Source organism: Thioalkalivibrio sulfidiphilus (assembly GCF_000377945.1).
GTDB classification, from domain to species: Bacteria; Pseudomonadota; Gammaproteobacteria; order Ectothiorhodospirales; family Ectothiorhodospiraceae; genus Thioalkalivibrio_A; species Thioalkalivibrio_A sulfidiphilus_A.
Genome location: NZ_KB898933.1, coordinates 7482 through 21478, shown reverse-complemented (window position 1 = coordinate 21478; position 13997 = coordinate 7482). Strand labels below are relative to the sequence as shown.

Sequence of the window (13997 nt, the reverse complement as noted above, 5' to 3'; positions counted from 1 at the left end):
CCGAATAGCGGTTACCCTCCCAGACGGTTCCATGGATTGTGCCGGGAGGTGTCATGCGCAACACCCGCAATGCCCTGATCTGGATGAGCCTGTTCCTGCTGGCGGTGGCGCTGGTGGTGGCGGTGCTTTCGGTGCCCCTGGCCCGGGCCTTCATGGCCAATCCGGTGTTCAACGGACTGATCCTGCTGGTGCTCCTGGCCGGCCTGGTGATCAATTACCGCCAGGTGCTGATCCTGGCCCCCGAGGCCCGGTGGATCGAGCGGTTCCGTCGCGCCGACGCCCCCGATGCCGCCATCCTGCCCCGCACCCGCCTGCTGGGAGCCATGGCCCGCCTGCTCACCGGCCGTCATGGCGAGCAGTTCACCCTCTCCACCACCTCCCTGCGTACCCTGCTGGACGGCATCCGCTCGCGCCTGGATGAATCCCGGGACATCTCCCGCTACATCATCGGACTGCTGGTGTTCCTGGGCCTGCTGGGCACCTTCTGGGGTCTGCTGGACACCCTGGGCGGGGTGAGCGCCGTGATCAGCGGCCTGAACCTGGGCGGCGAGGACGTGGGCACCGCCTTTCGCGGCCTGCAGGCAGGCCTGGAGGCGCCGCTCTCGGGTCTGGGCACCGCCTTCAGTTCCTCCCTGTTCGGCCTGGCCGGCGCCCTGGTGCTCGGCTTCATCGACCTGCAGGCGGGGCATGCCCAGAACCGCTTCTACAACGAGCTGGAGGAATGGCTGGCAGGCCAGACGCGCCTGTCCAGCGGCGCCCTGGTCGCGGAGGGGGAGGGCAGCGTGCCCGCCTACATCCAGGCCCTGCTGGAGCAGACCGCCGACAGCCTGGATAAATTGCAGCGCATCATGAGCAAGGGCGAGGAGACCCGCCGTGCGGCGGATCAGCGCCTGGAGGCCCTGATCGGCGAAGTGGGTGCCCTGGCGGAGCAGGCCCGCAGCGACCACAAGGCCCTGCTGGGCGTGGTGCGCACCCAGGGCGAACTGCAGGGCGTGTTGCAGGCCCTGGCCACATCCACGTCCGAGCGCAGCGACACCGACCAGCAGCTGCGCGAGCAGCTGCAGCGCCTGTCCCAGAGTCTCGACGGGGTGCGCGACACCCTCGGGGCCGAGCGATCCGAACTGGTGGACACCCTGCGCGAGGAGATCCGGCTGCTCACCCGCACCGTGGCCCGGGTGAGCGAAGGCGGACGGGACTGAGCCGGACATGATCAGCACCAGCCGACGCCGCAGCCGTAGCACCGACATCTGGCCGGGCTTCGTGGACGTGCTCGCCACGGTGGTCCTGGTGTTCGTGTTCCTGCTGATGCTGTTCGTGGTCTCCCAGTTCTACCTCTCCGACGTGTTGTTCGAGCGCCACCGGGCCCTGGAGACCCTGCAGACCCGGGTCACGGAGCTGGCCGAGACCCTGTCCATGCGCGAGGCCGAGGCCGAGGACCTGCGCGAGCGTGTCCAGGCCCTGACCGGACGCCTGCAGGTGACCCTGGCCGAACGGGAGCAACTGCAGCAGAGCGTCGACCAGAGCCAGGCGGAACTGAGGCAGCAGGCCGAGACCCTGGAGGCGCGCCTGCTTCAGATCGCCTCCCTGCAGGAGGACATCGACGCCCTGCGCCGCCTGCGCGAGGACCTGGAGTCCCAGGTGGGGCGGCTGGCCTCGGAACTGGAGGAGAGCCAGGCCGCTGCCGGACAGTTGCGGGACCGCAGTCGCGCCCTCGAGGCACGCCTGGCGGAGACGCAGGAGACCACCCTGCTGGCCCAGCGGGAGATCGAGGCCCGGGAGATCCGCATCCAGGACCTGGCGGCCGGTATCGAGGAGCGGGACCGCGCCCTGGCCGAGGAGCGCAGCCTCACCGCCGACGCCCAGGCCCGGGTGGATGCCCTGCGGCGCCAGATGCAGGACCTGGAGCAGCAGCTGGCGCGCCTCAACGAGACCCTGCGCGCCCGGGAGGAGACCATCGAGGCCCAGCGGGTGGAGATCGCCGATCTGGGCGAGCGCCTGAACCTGGCCCTGGCCGAGGAGGTGAGGGAACTCTCCCGCTACCGGTCCGAGTTCTTCGGCCGCCTGCGGGAGGTACTCTCGGACGTGGAGGACATCCAGATCGTGGGCGACCGGTTCCGTTTCCAGTCGGAGCTGTTCTTCGAGACCGCCTCGGCGGAGATCGGCCCCGAGGGCCGCGAGCGCCTGGACCGGGTGGCGCGCACCATCCGCGAGATCGATGCCCGCATCCCCGGGGACATCGGCTGGGTGCTCATGGTGGAAGGTCATACCGACCGGCGTCCCATCCGCACCGAGCAGTTCCCGTCCAACTGGGAGCTGTCCAGCGCCCGGGCCCAGAGCATCGTCTATTACCTGATCAGCCGAGGCGTGGCACCCCGCCGCCTGGCGGCGGCAGGTTTCGGCGAGTATCACCCCCTGGACGCGGGCAGCACGGAGGCCGCTTTCTCGCGTAACAGGCGCATCGAGATGCGTCTGTCATCGGCGCCGAATTAAGTGGCCAGTGGCAAGTGGCTAGTGGCAAGGAAAAAAGCGTTCCCCCTCTCCCTCAGGGAGAGGGTCGGGGTGAGGGTGGTTTCCCTTGCCACTTGAGACTTGCCACTAGCCACTGCCTTCAGGCCCCATCTGCTCCGGCCGCACCCGCGCCCGGAAGTACTCGTCCGCCAGTTCCGGGTCCACCTCGTTGCCGTCGGCATCTTCCAGCGCACCGCCGTCGTCGTTCCAGCCGCGCACGCCCATCTTGAGCGATTGCACCTGGGTGAAGCCCATCTCCACCAGGGTGCGCCCGGCCAGGGCGCTGCGCCGGCCGGAGCGGCAGATCACCACCACCTCCGAATCCCGCGCCCGGACCAGTTCGGGCAGGGTCTCCTCGAAGCCCCACTGGGCGGCGGCCTCCAGGATGCCCCGGGGTGCGTGCAGGCTGCCGGGGATGTGCATGGCGGCGTATTCCTCGGGCTCGCGCACGTCCAGCAGCAGGGGAGGCGGGGCCTGCTCGAGACGGCTCTGCAGGTCCCAGGGCAGGATCTCGGGGACCACCGTCAGGGCCTCGGCGACGAGAGTTTCGTAGGTCTTCATGGGATCCTCGGGGGCGGTGTCGGGTCCTTGAGTATACCGATTGGGCGGTTGCCATCACCCCGGGGCTTCGGTACAACACGGGCACTGGCCCTACGACCCACGGGCGCACCCGGAGCAAGACAAGATGGATCAGAACCCCGAGACCCGACCCGGCAATCCCTTCACCGGTATGCTGGCCGCGGAACAGGCCGCGATGGAGCAGCAGCTGGCGGAGATGCAGGTGAAGCTCGCCGCCCTGCCGGCGGACACCCCCTTCATGGAGCGGGTGCACCTGCTGCTGGACATGGCGGAGGCGCGCCTGGGACTGGAGCGCCATGGCGAGGTCTGGGAGACGGTGCGTCCGCTGCTGGACGAGCTGATCGAGGCCGAGGCGTGGCAGGAGGCGGTGGAGGCCTGCGAGCTGCTCTACCAGGCGGAGCAGGCGGAATCCATCGTGGCCCTGGGCCACGGCGTGTGGCTCTCGGTCACCTACCCGGTGAAGGCCCACACCACGGTGACCATGCTGGGACACGTGGTGGAGGAGACCCCGGAGAATGCCGATGGCGCGGCGGTGGCGGCCATGGCGGCCCACTACATCGCCGGCCTGCGCACCGAGGGCAAGGAACGGGACAATCTCACCTTCCTCACCAACCAGATCATCGCCAAGGTGGCCCGGCGTCACCGGGGCATCGAGGACCAGGAGACCCTGGAGACCTGGATCGAGATGTACGAGCTCAACAACATCGACAAGCTCTTCCCGCGGCTCGGCATGATCGTGGACGCCATCGTGGGCGGCAAATGGTGGTTCGACCGGGATGCCCTGCGGGCCCGATTGCCCTGATGCGCTACATCAATTCCGTGGGCAGAAAGCTTGCCCGGGTCGTCTCCCGGGCCCGGGGAGACATGCGCACGCCCTGGCAGCGTTTTCTCGGGCGCTTTGAGCTGCTGCTGGTGGATCACGGCTTCATCCGCGCCCTGTACAGCAACCGACACCAGGTGGCGCCGGGCATGTACCGTTCCGCGCAGCCTTCGCCGGCCCATGTGAAACAGATGGCCGATCTCGGCGTGAAGACCATCGTCAATCTTCGGGGCGAGGGGGATACCGGTGCCTATCTCCTGGAGGCGGAGGCCTGCCGGCGCTTCGGCATCGAGCTGGTGAATTTTTCCGTGAGCTCCAAGCGGGCGCCGCCCAGGGAGACCCTGCTCGCGGCGGCGCGCATGTTTCAGGTGCTCAACTACCCGGCGCTGATGCACTGCAAGTCGGGGGCGGACCGGGCGGGCCTCATGTCGGCGGTGTATCTGGCCATGCACGAGGGGCGCGACGCGGACGAGGCCGCGGCGCAGTTGCGGCTGCGTTACGGGCATCTGCGCATCGGCCGCACCGGCGTGCTGGACGAGATCTTCAGGCAGTACCGGCGCGATGCGGCAGAGACGCCCATGGACTTCAGCACCTGGGTGGAACAGGTCTACGACGCCGACAAGATCAACCGCGAGTACCGTTCCGGTCGACTCGGCAATCTGCTGGTGGAGCGTATCCTCCGGCGGGAGTGATCATCACCGGGGCGCGTTGCGCCCCGTGTGCCTCATCGATCAGGCGTCGAACACCTGATCCGCAAGCCCCCACTTGCTCGCCAGGGTCTCGGTGGCATTGAGGACCTCTTCCGCCCGGGCCGGGTGGTTGAACACGCCTTTGGCGATCCAGCTGAGCGCCGTCTCCCGGTTAGGCGCGAGCGACAGCAGGTGGATCAGTTCGCCCGCCTCGCCACCCACGATCTCACCGCCCAGCAGGGCGCCGGAATCCATGTCGCCGATCAGGCGCACGAAGCCGGCGGTGTCGTCCTGGCCCAGGGCGCAGGGGGAGGTCTCGAAGGCGGCGAAGCCCACCGCCGGTTCCAGCTCCTCGTCCTCGGCCATGTCCTCGTCCATGCCCAGGCGCGCCATCTCGATGGCGCTGTAGATGACGATGGGCACCTGCAGGCCGTCCTGCTTGCGGGTGTTGCCGTTGATGAGGTTGTCCACGGCCACGGTGGCGTCCGACAGGGCGTGGTTGGCGGTCATCCAGGGACTGGCCACGTCGCCGATGGCGTAGATGTTCGCGGCATCGGTCTGCAGGAAGTCGTTGCGTTTGACGAAGCCGTCGCGGTCCAGCTTCACGCCTACGGCCTCCAGGCCCAGGTCCTCGGTGTGGGGCGTGCGGCCGGTGCCGAGACACACCCAGTCCACCTGGATCTTTTCGCCGTCCTTGAGGGTGATCACCACGCCGTCACCGGCGGTGTCCACCGACTCAAAGCCCACGTCCTGGCGGTGCTCGATGCCGTGTTCCTTGAAGGCGGTCTTCAACGCGCCCATGGCCTGGGGGCTGAAGGGGATCTTGCGCAGGGCGGCGGAGCGCGACAGCCACACCACCTCCTTGCCCAGCATGGCGAAGATGAAGGCGAACTCCGTGGCCACCACGCCGTTGCCGATCACCGCCACGCGCTTGCCCTTCGGCGGCGGACTGTCGAACAGCATGTCACTGGTCAGCACCTTGCCGTCCACGGCCTCGAAGGGGGCCGGCACGAAGGCGGTGGCGCCGGTGGCGATGATGCTGTGCTTCGCCTGGATGAGCTGCGTGCTGCCGTCGCTGGCGGTGATCTCGAGCGTATGGGTGTCCTTGAAGCGGGCTGCGCCCTGCAGCGCGCTGATCTTCAGGTGCTTCATGTAGTCCACGTAGCTCTGCTGCACGCTGGCCACCACGGTCTCCTGGTGTTCCCAGGCGCTGTCCATGGACGCAGTGAGCGTGCCCTCGATGCCGCGCCCGGCGAAGTGGCGCTGGGCGGCGATGAGTTTCGCGGTGTGGTACCAGTCCTTCTTGGGCACGCAGCCCCGGTTGAGGCAGCAGCCGCCCCAGTCGGCCTTCTCGATGATGGCCACGTTGAGCCCGCGCAGGGCGCCGAGGATCGCGGCGCGATAGCCGCCCGGTCCGGAGCCGATCACGGCCAGGTCGAAGTGTTCGCTCATGGTGTGTTACCGGTGTTTGGGTGTGTGATTCGGGTTGATCAGAGGTGTTTCGCCAGGTGAGGCGTGAAGGGGCAGGGGATAGGCGTACAAGCATCCACGCCTGACGCCTGACCCCTCACGCAAAGCTCAATGCCACTCCACCCCGGTGATTCTCAGGGCGTAGATGCGCCCGTCGGCCTCGTAGTCGAAGCGTACCGGGATGTAGTGCAGTTCAGGGGCAAACCAGGCACTGAGGGCGATACCCCGCTCCTCGTCCCGGCGGGTGATCTTCACCGTGTCCAGGCGGCCGAGGTCTGTCTGCAGCCGCTCGTTGCCTTCCCGGATCAGGGTGTAGGTGCGCAGGCGATGGCGCTCCACCACTTCCACGGTTTCACGGGCCTCGACATTGCCGGTGCGCAGTTCCTGCATGAGCATCATCAGCACGGAGAGGTAGTCCAGGGTACCGTCCTGCACCTCGATCTCGAAGGGCTTGCCGTCCTGGGTGCCCCGCGCGAGGTGCGCGTCCCAGTCAAAGCGGGTGTGCACCTCGCGGCTGCGCCGGGGCTGGGTCTCGCTGTGATGGCTTTCCAGCAGGCGCAGGCCTTCGGGGCTGTTGCTGAGGATGCTTTCCCGGGACATCTCGAAGCGCCCCAGGATGCGCAGGAAACCCACGATCCGGGCGTCCAGGCTCATGCGCACCAGCCCGGGTTCGTAGTTCACGGTGCTGCGGGTCTTGAGGGTGTTGCCGTAGGCGACGGCCTCGTAGAAGGCGGTATGGGCCGGGGGCATCGCCAGGGCCGGGGGGCCGGCGCCGAGCAGCAGGATGAGCAGTGCGAGCCGGGTGCTGAGGGTGTTCCATGCCATGTTGATCAATCCTCTGCGGATGCCTGCGCGTCCAGGTCCAGGGGGGCGTCCAGCGGCGTACCGTCGAACCATACCTCACCGCCCTGGAGTTTCAGGAGGCCATCGGCCAGTAGACCCACCACCCGGGGATAGAGGCGGTGTTCCCGCTGTTGGACCCGTGCGGCCAAGGTCTGGGGGGTGTCGTCGGACCTGACCGGAACCCGGGCCTGCATGATCACGGGGCCGCCGTCCAGCTCGTTGTTGACGAAGTGGACGCTGGCGCCATGTTCTTTGACCCCGGCGCGCAGGGCCCGTTCATGGGTGTTGAGGCCGCGGAAGTCCGGCAGCAGGGAAGGGTGGATGTTGATCATGCGTCCGGCATAGTGCTCCACGAAGCCGGGGGTGAGGATGCGCATGAAGCCGGCCAGTACCACCAGGCCGGGTTGATAGCGGTCGATGGCGGCTGCCAGGGCGGCGTCGAAGGCGGCCCGGTCCGGGTAACCGGTGTGGTCCAGCACGTGGGTGGGGATGCCCGCCCGCCGGGCCCGTTCCAGGCCACCGGCGCCGGGGCGGTTGCTGATCACCGCCGCGATGCGCGCCCGCACCTCGCCGGCGGCGATGGCGTCGATCAATGCCTGCAGGTTGGTGCCGGTGCCGGAGATGAGCACCACCACCGGCATCGGTTCCGGCAGGGTCATTCAGTGATCAGTTCCACATGGGGCGGCACGTGCTCGCTGGCGCCGATCTGCCCCAGGACCCAGGACTCGATGCCGGCCTCGGTCAGGTGGGCGCGGGCGCTGTCCACGCCCTCGGCGGGCAGGATCACCACCATGCCGATGCCGCAGTTGAAGGTGCGCAGCATTTCCCGGGGCTGCACCTGGCCGGCCTCCTGCAGCCAGTTGAACACCGGCGGTCGGGTCCAGGCGTTGGGGTCCAGCCGGGCGCAGGTGCCGGGCGGCAGGACCCGGGGGATGTTTTCCAGCAGGCCGCCGCCGGTGATGTGGGCCAGGGCGTGCACCGGCTGCTTCTGCATCAGGGCCAGCAGTGGGCGCACGTAGATGCGGGTGGGGGCCAGCAGGGCCTCGCCCAGGCTGGTGTCGCCGCAGGGCTGGTCCAGGTCCGCCTGGCTGACCTCCAGGACCTTGCGGATCAGGGAGTACCCGTTGGAGTGGGGGCCGGAGGAGGCCAGGCCCAGCATCACGTCGCCTTCGCGCACCAGGCGGCCGTCCAGGATCCGGGACTTCTCCACGATGCCCACGGTGAAACCGGCCAGGTCGTAGTCGCCCTCGGCATACATGCCGGGCATCTCGGCGGTCTCGCCGCCCACCAGGGCACAGCCGGCCAGCTCGCAGCCGTCGGCGATGCCCTTGACCACGTCGGCGGCCACGTCCACGTCCAGCCGGCCGGTGGCGTAGTAATCCAGGAAGAACAGCGGCTCCGCCCCCTGCACCACCACGTCGTTCACGCACATGGCCACCAGGTCGATGCCGATGGTGTCGTGGCGCTTGAGTTGCATGGCCAAGCGCAGCTTGGTGCCCACGCCGTCGGTGCCGGAGACCAGGACCGGTTCCTTGAATCTGCCCACGGGCAGTTCGAACAGGGCGCCGAAGCCGCCGAGGCCCGCCAGCACGCCGGGGCGATGGGTGCGTCGGGCGTGGGGCTTGATGCGCTCCACCAGCGCATTGCCGGCGTCGATGTCGACCCCCGCGTCGCGGTAGCGCAGGCCGGGTGTCGTGTCCTTGGAGCTGGGGTCGGAATGGGGCATGAACGGGTCCCTGGGGTTGGGGGGCAAACGATGTTAAGGAGGCCGTGAGGGGGTGTAAAGCGGTGCGGTCAGTCGGGCTCACGTCAGGGTCAACTGTGATATGTTAGCGGACTCTCAATCCAAGCGAAAACGCCGTCTCTCCCATGAACTTGCGACTCTTGCCGCGTCGTCTGCCGATTCTTGCCCTGATCCTGGTTCTGGCGTGGGCCTGGCTGGCCGTTGCCGGCGGCGTGGCCCAGGCCGCCGGTAGCGGGCTGCACGAAGCCACTGTGCCCGTGCCGGACCGGGACCGACCCGCTCGGCAGGCGGGATTCGAGGCCGCTCTTGATCGGGTCCTACTGAAGCTCTCCGGTGATCGGCAGGTACTCGCCGACCCCCGCCTGGCCGACATACGTGCCGCGGCCTCCCGTTATGTGCAGCGTTTCCGCTACGTGGACCTGGGTGAGAATCAGCCGGGCCTGGAGGTGTTGTTCGACGTCGCGGCCCTGGAGCGCCAGCTGGCCGAGCGCGGGCTGCCCGTATGGGGTGCTGATCGTCCCTCCGTGCTGCTCTGGCTGGCGACCGTGGACGAGGGTCGTCGCGTCGTGCTGGGCGGCGAAGAGGGTAGGCCATTGCAGCAGATCCTGACAGGGGTGGCACGGGATCGCGGCCTGCGCCTGGTATTCCCCGTCATGGATCTTCAGGACCAGGCAGCGGTGAGTTACGCAGACCTGGCCGGTGGTTTCCACGAACCGGTGCTCCAGGCCTCGGGCCGCTATGCCAGCCGCTTCGTGCTGGCCGCCCATGTGCAGCGCCGTGGCGGCCTGTGGAGCGGACGCTGGCGGCTCATGGGCCAGGAGCAGCAGGAGGATTTCACGGTCGAGGCAGACACCCTGGAGGCCGCCCTGGACGAGGGACTGCAGCGTGTCGCCGACGCCCTGGGTCGGCGCCTGGCCATCGCCGGGCTGCTGGCCAGCGAGGATCACGTGCTGGTGACAGTCGATGGCGTGAACAGCCTCGCTGAGTTTCAGGCGGTGCGTCAGTACCTGGCGGAACTGAGCGTGGTGGCGGAGATCCGACCCCACCGACTCGAGGCCGGTCAGGCGGTGTTTATCACCCGGCTGCGCGGCAGCCCTCGGGACCTGGAGCGGGGCGTGCGTCTGGGCCGGGTGTTGGCACCCGCCGAAACGGCCGCCGATCTGCCCTTCCATGAACAGCACATGAGCAGCGTCAGCCTGCGTCTGTCCCGGTGAGTTTGCGCCAACTGCCCAATGCGATCACGGTGCTGCGTCTGTTGCTGACGCTGCCCATCGTGCTCGCGCTGCTGAATGGGCATTACGGCTGGGTGCTGGCGCTCCTGCTGCTGGCCGGTATCTCCGACGGCCTGGACGGCTGGCTGGTGCGCCGCAACGGCTGGCACACCCGGCTGGGCGGCTATCTGGACCCCCTGGCGGACAAGGTGCTCATGATGGGCACCTATTTCACCGTGGCCTGGGTGGGCCTGATCCCCTGGTGGCTCATGGTGCTGGTGGTGGCCCGCGACGTGGTGATCATCCTCGGGGCCCTGGCCTACCGGGCGGTGACCCGCAGCCTGGAAATGCAGCCCCTGCTCATCAGCAAGCTCAACACCTTCTTCCAGATCGTGCTGGTGCTGTCCGTGCTGGTCAACGCCGGGGTCATTTCCCTGCCCCAGCTCTACCTGGATGCCTTGGTGGGCATCGTCCTGGTGACCACCGTCTCCAGCGGCGTGGCCTACGTGGTGGGCTGGTCCCGGCGCGCCCTGGCCGCCCGGCAGCCCGGCGTATGAACACACAGCCCGGTGCCGCAAGCCAGCGGCTGACCCTGCCTGCGGCCGCGGTACTGGCGGTGCTGGTGCGCCACGCCCATGCGGACTACCGGGGCAGCGCACTCTATGCGGGCGATTCGGCCAAGCCCGGGGGCTGACATGCAGGCGCGCCAGCTGACCCTGGACGTGACCCTGCCGGACGGGTCCGATTTCGATGCGTTCCATGCAGGTGCCAACGGCCTGGCCGTGGACAGCCTGCGCGCCCTGGCCCGGGGCGAGGGGGAACGCCAGCTCTATCTCTACGGCGAGCCCGGCAGCGGCAAGACCCACCTGCTGCAGGCCGCCTGTCACGAGGCCTCCCTGTGGGGTCGCCGCGCCGCCTACCTCCCTGCCTTCCTGCTGCGCCAGGGCGGTGCACACGCCCTGGAAGGCCTGGAACAGCTGGATCTGGTCTGCCTGGATGGCATCAGTGCACTGGTCGGGTGTGTGGAGACGGAGACGGGCCTGTTCAACCTCATCAACGCCTCGAGGTGCCGCGATACCCGGCTGGTGCTTGCCGATACCCATGCCCCGCGGGCCCTGTCGGCAGCACTGCCTGACCTGGGCTCACGCCTGGTCTGGGGGCCGGTGTTCCAGCTACAGCCCCTGGATGATGCCGGCAAGCGTGCCGTGCTCGTGGAACGCGCCCGCCGCCGCGGCTTCGATCTGCCCGAGGATGTGGGGGAGTTTCTGCTGCGCACCTGCGCCCGTGATCTCGCCACGCTCATGGTGCAGCTGGAGCGTCTGGAACAGGCGTCCCTGCGGGATCAGCGCCGGGTGACCCTGCCGTTCGCCCGGGCGGTGCTGGGGGAGGGGGGTGAAGTGGGAAGTGTGAATTTGGAAGTGCGAAGTTAAGTCCCACTTCTCACTTCTCACTTCTCACTTCACTTGTCTTTCCCGCCGCGACATCCGCGGATACAAGGCGCTGCCCGCCATCCAGGCCAGGCTGAGCAGGACCATGAGCCAGCCGTAGAGTTTCTCGACGGGTTCCCCCGCGGCGTGAAACACCCCGATCACGAAGTAGGGCATGGCCAGGTAGCTGGCCCAGGCGTGGGTGTAGGCGCGCCCGGCCAGCATGCCCCGCAGGGGGAATACCAGGGGTACCAGCAGGATCGCGAGCACCAGGGCGCGGGGCAGCACCTGGGGCGGGAACAGCCAGGCATTCCACACCAGGATCAGCAGGAACAGGCCTAGCAGCCCGGAGATGGCGCTGAGGTAGCAGATGCGGCTCAACGGGACTCTCCCTGGTGCAGGGCCAGGCCCAGGGTCTGGGCCGTGCGGGCGATGCGCTCACCCAGGGCATGGCACAGGTGGCGTTCGTCCTCGCTCAGGGGCAGGTCGCCCTTGGGCCCGGCGAAATGGCTGGCGCCGTAGGGGGTGCCGCCGGTGCGGGTCTCGGTCAGCGCCGGCTCGGTGTAGGGCAGGCCCACCAGCAGCATGCCGTGGTGCAGCAGGGGGATCATCATGCTGAGCAGGGTGCTCTCCTGGCCGCCGTGCAGGGTGCCCGTGGAGGTGAACACCCCGGCGGGCTTGCCGGCCAGGGCGCCGGAGAGCCACTGGCTGCCGGTCTGGTCCAGGAAATACTTCAGGGGCGCGGCCATGTTGCCGAAGCGGGTGGGGCTGCCGATGGCCAGGCCTGCGCATTCCTCCAGGTCCCGGGTCGTGACGTAGGGCGGACCCTCGGTAGGTATCTCCGGGCTCACCGCCTCGCAGGTGGCCGACACCGGCGGCACGGTGCGCAGCCGCGCTTGCATGCCGGGAACCGACTCCACGCCCCGGGCCACGTGCCGGGCCATCTGCGCCGTGGCGCCGTAGCGGCTGTAATAGACCACCAGGATCTCGGTCATCTCAGAGGATCTCCAGCACTTGTTCCGGCGGGCGCCCCAGGGCGGCCTTGTCGCCGTGGATCACGATAGGGCGCTCGATGAGTTTGGGGCGCTGCACCATGGCGCGGATCAGGGTCTCGCGGGTCAGGCCCGGGTCGTCCAGGTCCGCCTCGGCATATTCGGGTTCCTTGCGCCGCATCAGCTCCCGGGGCTCCATGCCGAGCATCTTGAGGATGCGGTCCAGTTCCTCGGCGCTGGGCGGGGTCTTCAGATACTCCACCACGCGGGGCGAGATGCCCCGGGATTCGAGCAGCTGCAGGGTCTCGCGGGACTTGCTGCAGCGGGGGTTGTGGTAGATCAGGACGGGGGCTGGCTGTTCGGTCATCGGGCTGCCTTTTGCTCTCGGTGAATCAGGTTGGTACCTGGGGCGTGTCTTGACGGCATGGGGGGTGGGTGATAGCGTCGGGAACCAACCTTAGTCCCAGCCCGCCTTTTACGCCCGAATCCTGCCCCATGTGGAGTCAACGACTGCGCACCGCGCTTGTGATCGCATTATACCTGTCGGTGCTCGCCTTCGCCGGATGTGCCGCCACCGCCCCTGTCCAGGAGATGAGTGACGCGCGTCAGGCCCTACGGGCGGCGGAGCAGGTGGGCGCCCCCCAGCGCGCCGCACCCTCCTACGAGACTGCCCGCAGCCTGCTCGAGTCCGCCGAGACCCTGTTGCAGGCGGGAGAATACCGGGCTGCCCGTGACAAGGCCGCGCAGGCCCGCAACGAGGCCCTGAAGGCGCGCCAGGAAGCGCTGGACGCGATCCCCTGATCTGATCCCCTGGGCACATCGGATCTGTGCAGGGCACTGCATCGGAATTTCTCACCGCTCAATATTCTGCCTCTACCAATCATCGTCTCGATAAGCCGTTCCGTGACGTGCGTCTCTGCTTCTTCTTGACGCCTCAAGTTTCACGGTGGTAGCTTGGTCACACGTAGTGCCGTGTTGTATGCCCGCTCAAAGAATTCCCAAAAATCAGGAGCTTTAGACATGAATACGAAACAGCTGCGGCTTGTCCTTGCCGGCGCCATTGCCCTTGGGCTGACCGTCGGATGTGCCTCCACCCAGCCGGCCCCGGAACCCGAACCGGCCCCGGCCCCGGCCCCGGCACCTGCTCCGGCCCCCCGTGCCGCGCCGGCCCCGGCCCCGGCTCCGCCGCCGCCGGCTGCGCCCACCACCATGACCTACGAGGTGGTGCGCGGTGACAGCCTGTGGAAGATCTCCGGTCGCAGCTCCGTGTACGGCAACCCGTACCAGTGGCCGCTGATCTACAGGGCCAACGCCTCCCAGATCCGCGACGCCGACCTGATTTTCCCCGGTCAGCGCCTGACGGTGCAGCTCAACCCCTCCAGTGCTGATGTGGATGCGGCCGTGAACCACGCCCGTACCCGTGGTGCTTGGGAACTGGGTCGCGTCGAGAGTTCCGACCTGCGTTACCTGGATCAGTACGGCCTGCGCCCCATGCGCTGATCTGGCGTCACCTGATGCACAAAAAGGCCCGCCCTGTGCGGGCCTTTTTGTTTTTTGTCCCTTGTCAGTGGTCAGTGGTCAAAAACCTTGACATGAACATGACCTGGTCCATGCTCTTTTGACAACTGACAACTGACAACTGACAACTGACAACTGACAACTGACAACTGACAACTGACAACTGACAACTGACAACTGACAACTGACAACTGAC

At 67.9% G+C, this 13997-nt stretch carries 18 protein-coding genes; 10 read left to right on the top strand and 8 right to left on the bottom strand.

Annotation, left to right across the window (positions count from 1 at the left end):
- Positions 1-53: 53 nt before the first annotated feature.
- Positions 54-1199 (top strand): hypothetical protein, encoded by a 1146-nt coding sequence (locus tag D580_RS0106830; protein ID WP_018953674.1) that lies wholly within the window; start codon positions 54-56, stop codon positions 1197-1199.
- A gap of 7 nt (positions 1200-1206) precedes the next feature.
- Positions 1207-2490 carry a peptidoglycan -binding protein gene (locus tag D580_RS0106825; RefSeq protein ID WP_018953673.1) on the top strand — a complete coding sequence of 428 codons (1284 nt, stop codon included), beginning with the start codon at positions 1207-1209 and terminating at the stop codon, positions 2488-2490.
- Between the two features lie 105 nt (positions 2491-2595).
- Here D580_RS0106825 and D580_RS0106820 read toward each other — a convergent pair whose 3' ends face one another.
- Positions 2596-3069, bottom strand: coding sequence for a rhodanese-like domain-containing protein (locus D580_RS0106820; RefSeq protein WP_018953672.1), 474 nt, complete (start codon positions 3067-3069; stop codon positions 2596-2598).
- A gap of 124 nt (positions 3070-3193) precedes the next feature.
- Here D580_RS0106820 and D580_RS0106815 point away from each other — a divergent pair, with 124 nt between their 5' ends.
- Entirely contained in the window at positions 3194-3889 is a 696-nt protein-coding gene (locus tag D580_RS0106815) for a hypothetical protein (RefSeq protein ID WP_018953671.1), read from the top strand.
- Positions 3889-4599: a fused DSP-PTPase phosphatase/NAD kinase-like protein gene (locus D580_RS0106810; RefSeq protein ID WP_018953670.1), complete on the top strand. Its 711-nt coding sequence runs from the start codon at positions 3889-3891 to the stop codon at positions 4597-4599. Before D580_RS0106815 ends, D580_RS0106810 begins: the two co-directional genes overlap by 1 nt.
- A 39-nt stretch (positions 4600-4638) precedes the next feature.
- Here the strand turns inward: D580_RS0106810 and D580_RS0106805 are convergent, their stop codons facing one another.
- The 4 genes from D580_RS0106805 to purM all read right to left on the bottom strand — a co-directional run bounded on the left by D580_RS0106805 (position 4639) and on the right by purM (position 8635).
- Positions 4639-6048: a dihydrolipoyl dehydrogenase family protein gene (locus D580_RS0106805; RefSeq protein ID WP_018953669.1), complete on the bottom strand. Its 1410-nt coding sequence runs from the start codon at positions 6046-6048 to the stop codon at positions 4639-4641.
- Between the two features lie 126 nt (positions 6049-6174).
- Positions 6175-6891, bottom strand: a complete 717-nt coding sequence (locus tag D580_RS0106800; protein ID WP_026289777.1) for a DUF3108 domain-containing protein — start codon at positions 6889-6891, stop codon at positions 6175-6177.
- A gap of 5 nt (positions 6892-6896) precedes the next feature.
- The gene (gene purN / locus D580_RS0106795; protein ID WP_018953667.1) at positions 6897-7568 is read right to left on the bottom strand and encodes a phosphoribosylglycinamide formyltransferase; all 672 of its coding nucleotides are present in this window, start codon (positions 7566-7568) and stop codon (positions 6897-6899) included.
- A complete protein-coding gene (purM, locus tag D580_RS0106790; RefSeq protein ID WP_018953666.1) occupies positions 7565-8635 on the bottom strand; it encodes a phosphoribosylformylglycinamidine cyclo-ligase in 1071 nt (356 codons plus the stop codon). Before purM ends, purN begins: the two co-directional genes overlap by 4 nt.
- A 143-nt stretch (positions 8636-8778) precedes the next feature.
- Between purM and D580_RS0106785 the strand changes: the two genes are divergently transcribed.
- The 4 genes from D580_RS0106785 to hda are packed head-to-tail and all read left to right on the top strand — an operon-like array spanning position 8779 to position 11294.
- Positions 8779-9867, top strand: coding sequence for a DUF2066 domain-containing protein (locus tag D580_RS0106785; RefSeq protein ID WP_038043312.1), 1089 nt, complete (start codon positions 8779-8781; stop codon positions 9865-9867).
- Positions 9864-10421, top strand: coding sequence for a CDP-alcohol phosphatidyltransferase family protein (locus D580_RS0106780; RefSeq protein WP_018953664.1), 558 nt, complete (start codon positions 9864-9866; stop codon positions 10419-10421). The genes D580_RS0106785 and D580_RS0106780 overlap by 4 nt, the downstream gene beginning before the upstream one ends.
- Positions 10418-10558 (top strand): hypothetical protein, encoded by a 141-nt coding sequence (locus D580_RS16540; RefSeq protein ID WP_018953663.1) that lies wholly within the window; start codon positions 10418-10420, stop codon positions 10556-10558. Before D580_RS0106780 ends, D580_RS16540 begins: the two co-directional genes overlap by 4 nt.
- Position 10559: 1 nt before the next feature.
- The gene (hda, locus tag D580_RS0106770) at positions 10560-11294 is read left to right on the top strand and encodes a DnaA regulatory inactivator Hda (RefSeq protein WP_018953662.1); all 735 of its coding nucleotides are present in this window, start codon (positions 10560-10562) and stop codon (positions 11292-11294) included.
- Positions 11295-11318: 24 nt separating this feature from the next.
- On the opposite strand, the gene D580_RS0106765 is transcribed toward hda, so the two are convergent.
- From D580_RS0106765 to arsC, 3 genes are read right to left on the bottom strand one after another with little or no spacing between them, the layout of a single operon-like run.
- On the bottom strand, positions 11319-11672 hold the full coding sequence (locus D580_RS0106765) for a DUF2069 domain-containing protein (protein ID WP_018953661.1): 354 nt from the start codon (positions 11670-11672) through the stop codon (positions 11319-11321).
- Entirely contained in the window at positions 11669-12286 is a 618-nt protein-coding gene (wrbA, locus tag D580_RS0106760) for an NAD(P)H:quinone oxidoreductase (RefSeq protein WP_018953660.1), read from the bottom strand. Before wrbA ends, D580_RS0106765 begins: the two co-directional genes overlap by 4 nt.
- Position 12287: 1 nt before the next feature.
- Positions 12288-12650, bottom strand: a complete 363-nt coding sequence (gene arsC, locus D580_RS0106755) for an arsenate reductase (glutaredoxin) (protein ID WP_012638802.1) — start codon at positions 12648-12650, stop codon at positions 12288-12290.
- 128 nt (positions 12651-12778) lie between these two features.
- Here arsC and D580_RS0106750 point away from each other — a divergent pair, with 128 nt between their 5' ends.
- Together D580_RS0106750 and D580_RS16535 are read left to right on the top strand one after the other, a co-directional pair.
- A complete protein-coding gene (locus D580_RS0106750) occupies positions 12779-13084 on the top strand; it encodes a DUF4398 domain-containing protein (RefSeq protein WP_026289776.1) in 306 nt (101 codons plus the stop codon).
- A gap of 219 nt (positions 13085-13303) precedes the next feature.
- Positions 13304-13783, top strand: a complete 480-nt coding sequence (locus tag D580_RS16535; protein WP_155999752.1) for a LysM peptidoglycan-binding domain-containing protein — start codon at positions 13304-13306, stop codon at positions 13781-13783.
- Positions 13784-13997: the final 214 nt, after the last annotated feature.

What these genes read in the sequence shown, in the direction of transcription:
- D580_RS0106800 (WP_026289777.1), bottom strand. Translation starts at nt 6,891, where the DNA reads ATGGCATGGAACACCCTCAGCACCCGGCTCGCACTGCTCATCCTGCTG.
- D580_RS0106820 (WP_018953672.1), bottom strand. Translation starts at nt 3,069, where the DNA reads ATGAAGACCTACGAAACTCTCGTCGCCGAGGCCCTGACGGTGGTCCCC.
- D580_RS16535 (WP_155999752.1), top strand. Translation starts at nt 13,304, where the DNA reads ATGAATACGAAACAGCTGCGGCTTGTCCTTGCCGGCGCCATTGCCCTT.
- D580_RS0106825 (WP_018953673.1), top strand. Translation starts at nt 1,207, where the DNA reads ATGATCAGCACCAGCCGACGCCGCAGCCGTAGCACCGACATCTGGCCG.
- D580_RS0106815 (WP_018953671.1), top strand. Translation starts at nt 3,194, where the DNA reads ATGGATCAGAACCCCGAGACCCGACCCGGCAATCCCTTCACCGGTATG.
- D580_RS0106750 (WP_026289776.1), top strand. Translation starts at nt 12,779, where the DNA reads ATGTGGAGTCAACGACTGCGCACCGCGCTTGTGATCGCATTATACCTG.
- purM (WP_018953666.1), bottom strand. Translation starts at nt 8,635, where the DNA reads ATGCCCCATTCCGACCCCAGCTCCAAGGACACGACACCCGGCCTGCGC.
- D580_RS0106785 (WP_038043312.1), top strand. Translation starts at nt 8,779, where the DNA reads ATGAACTTGCGACTCTTGCCGCGTCGTCTGCCGATTCTTGCCCTGATC.
- D580_RS16540 (WP_018953663.1), top strand. Translation starts at nt 10,418, where the DNA reads ATGAACACACAGCCCGGTGCCGCAAGCCAGCGGCTGACCCTGCCTGCG.
- hda (WP_018953662.1), top strand. Translation starts at nt 10,560, where the DNA reads ATGCAGGCGCGCCAGCTGACCCTGGACGTGACCCTGCCGGACGGGTCC.
- wrbA (WP_018953660.1), bottom strand. Translation starts at nt 12,286, where the DNA reads ATGACCGAGATCCTGGTGGTCTATTACAGCCGCTACGGCGCCACGGCG.
- D580_RS0106805 (WP_018953669.1), bottom strand. Translation starts at nt 6,048, where the DNA reads ATGAGCGAACACTTCGACCTGGCCGTGATCGGCTCCGGACCGGGCGGC.
- arsC (WP_012638802.1), bottom strand. Translation starts at nt 12,650, where the DNA reads ATGACCGAACAGCCAGCCCCCGTCCTGATCTACCACAACCCCCGCTGC.
- D580_RS0106810 (WP_018953670.1), top strand. Translation starts at nt 3,889, where the DNA reads ATGCGCTACATCAATTCCGTGGGCAGAAAGCTTGCCCGGGTCGTCTCC.
- D580_RS0106830 (WP_018953674.1), top strand. Translation starts at nt 54, where the DNA reads ATGCGCAACACCCGCAATGCCCTGATCTGGATGAGCCTGTTCCTGCTG.
- purN (WP_018953667.1), bottom strand. Translation starts at nt 7,568, where the DNA reads ATGACCCTGCCGGAACCGATGCCGGTGGTGGTGCTCATCTCCGGCACC.